This window comes from Halomonas sp., from assembly GCF_031581305.1.
Lineage (GTDB): Bacteria > Pseudomonadota > Gammaproteobacteria > Pseudomonadales > Halomonadaceae > Halomonas.
On the sequence record NZ_JAVLBC010000326.1, the window covers coordinates 1 to 1,766 of the forward strand.

A 1,766-nucleotide genomic window follows, 5' to 3' on the forward strand; every position below is an offset into this window, starting at 1 on the left:
GTCGAGAAGGCCCAGTTCGCGGTTGACTCGGGCCGCCGCCAGCTTGATGCGAGCGATGGCGTGGATGAAGGGCGTCGGCAACGACTGACCGGATACCGGGAAATTGTTGACGGCGCGCTGGGTCTGGGCACCGTAGAGGGCTTCCCTCGGCACCTCCAACTCGCCCATGCTATCGCGCTCAATGCGATGGTCGCTCATGTCCGACTCCTCGTGTTCGGGATAAAGGGTGCCCCACTCAACATGGTGTCCAGCCGACGGCCTTGCAAGAGGCCTCCGGCATCGAAAGCAGGGCAATCGTCGCCATCCCCCGATACAATGGGGTACCGGATCCGACTGGACAGGAGTCTCCCCCCTTGCTCGCCGACCTCCCCCCCTTCCTGCTCTGGCCCCTAGCCGTCGTCATCGGTCTGTGTCTGGGCAGCTTCCTCAACGTGGTGATCACCCGACTGCCGGTGATGCTGATGCGCAGCTGGCGCGCCGAGGCCCGTGAGGCCCTGGAGCTGGAACCGGAAGAGACGCCTCCCTTCAATCTGGTAACGCCCCGCTCACTGTGCCCGCGCTGCGAGGCTCCCATTGCCTGGCATGACAACATGCCGCTGCTTGGCTGGTTCAAGCGCCGCGGACGCTGTGCCAGCTGCCAGACGCGCATCAGCCCCCAGTATCCCCTGGTGGAACTCGCCGGAGGCGTGCTGGCCGTGGCGGTGCTGGCGCTCTTCGGACCGACCCTCGAAGCGCTGTTTATCTTCGGTGCCTGCCTGACCCTGCTGGCGATGGCGGTAATCGACCTGCGTACCCAGCTGCTGCCGGACCTGCTCACCCTGCCACTGCTGTGGGCGGGGCTTCTCTACCAACTGCTGTTCCAGCCGTTGATGCTGCCCTCGGCAGTCATCGGTGCCATGGCCGGCTACCTGGTCCTGTGGAGCTTCTACTGGCTGTTCAAGCTGGTCACCGGCAAGGAGGGCATGGGCTACGGCGACTTCAAGCTGCTGGCTGCCCTGGGCGCCTGGCTGGGCTGGCAATACCTGCCGCTGGTATTGATCCTCTCCGCCGGGACGGGGGCCGTGGTGGGTATCCTCATCCAGTTGGCCATCCCGCGCCTGCGTGGTGCTGCCCTGCCCTTCGGACCCTGGCTGGTGATGGCCGGCTGGATCGCCCTGTTGGCCGGCGAGCCGCTGATGGCGCTCTACACCGGCCTACTGTATTAACCTGACCATATGGCGAACAACGAGGCTAACCGGGAGGCAAGAATGATCATCGGCGTGACGGGCGGCATTGCCTCGGGCAAGTCCACAGTGGCGCGGGCATTCGCCACGAGGGGCATCCCCTGGGTGGATGCCGACGAAGTGGCCCGAGAGGTCGTGGCCCCGGGCGAGCCGGCACTCGCCGAGATCACCGAACAGTTCGGCCGCGAGGTCCTCGCTCCCGACGGCAGCCTGAACCGCCGGGCGCTTCGCGACATCGTCTTCGCCGATAGCGAGGCACGACAGCGGCTGGAGAGGATCACCCACCCGCGGATCCGCCAGCGCCTGGCGGCCCACCTCGAACGGCTCCAGGCGCAGGGAGCCCCCTATGTGCTGCTGGTTTCCCCGCTGCTGTTCGAATCCGGCCAGGACGCCATGGTCGATCGCTGCCTGGTCATCGATGTCCCCGAGGCGACCCAGATTGCCCGCACGGCGGCTCGCGACGACGTGGATGACGCCCAGGCCCGAGCCATCGTCGCTGCCCAGATGCCAAGGGTGGAACGCCTGGCCCGAGCCGATGACGTG

2 protein-coding genes and 1 pseudogene are annotated in these 1,766 nt (G+C 66.5%); 2 read left to right on the plus strand and 1 reads right to left on the minus strand.

What is annotated here, in order from left to right; translation table 11 throughout:
• A pseudogene (gene aspA, locus RI841_RS16350) lies at nt 1–198 on the minus strand (aspartate ammonia-lyase); the annotation flags it as partial.
• A gap of 155 nt (nt 199–353) precedes the next feature.
• On the opposite strand from aspA, the gene RI841_RS16355 reads away from it, so the two are divergent.
• Nucleotides 354–1,205, plus strand: coding sequence for an A24 family peptidase (locus tag RI841_RS16355; protein WP_310706688.1), 852 nt, complete (start codon nt 354–356; stop codon nt 1,203–1,205).
• 42 nt (nt 1,206–1,247) lie between these two features.
• Nucleotides 1,248–1,766, plus strand: a 519-nt coding sequence (coaE, locus tag RI841_RS16360) for a dephospho-CoA kinase (RefSeq protein ID WP_310706689.1), incomplete at its 3' end; no start/stop codon positions are given.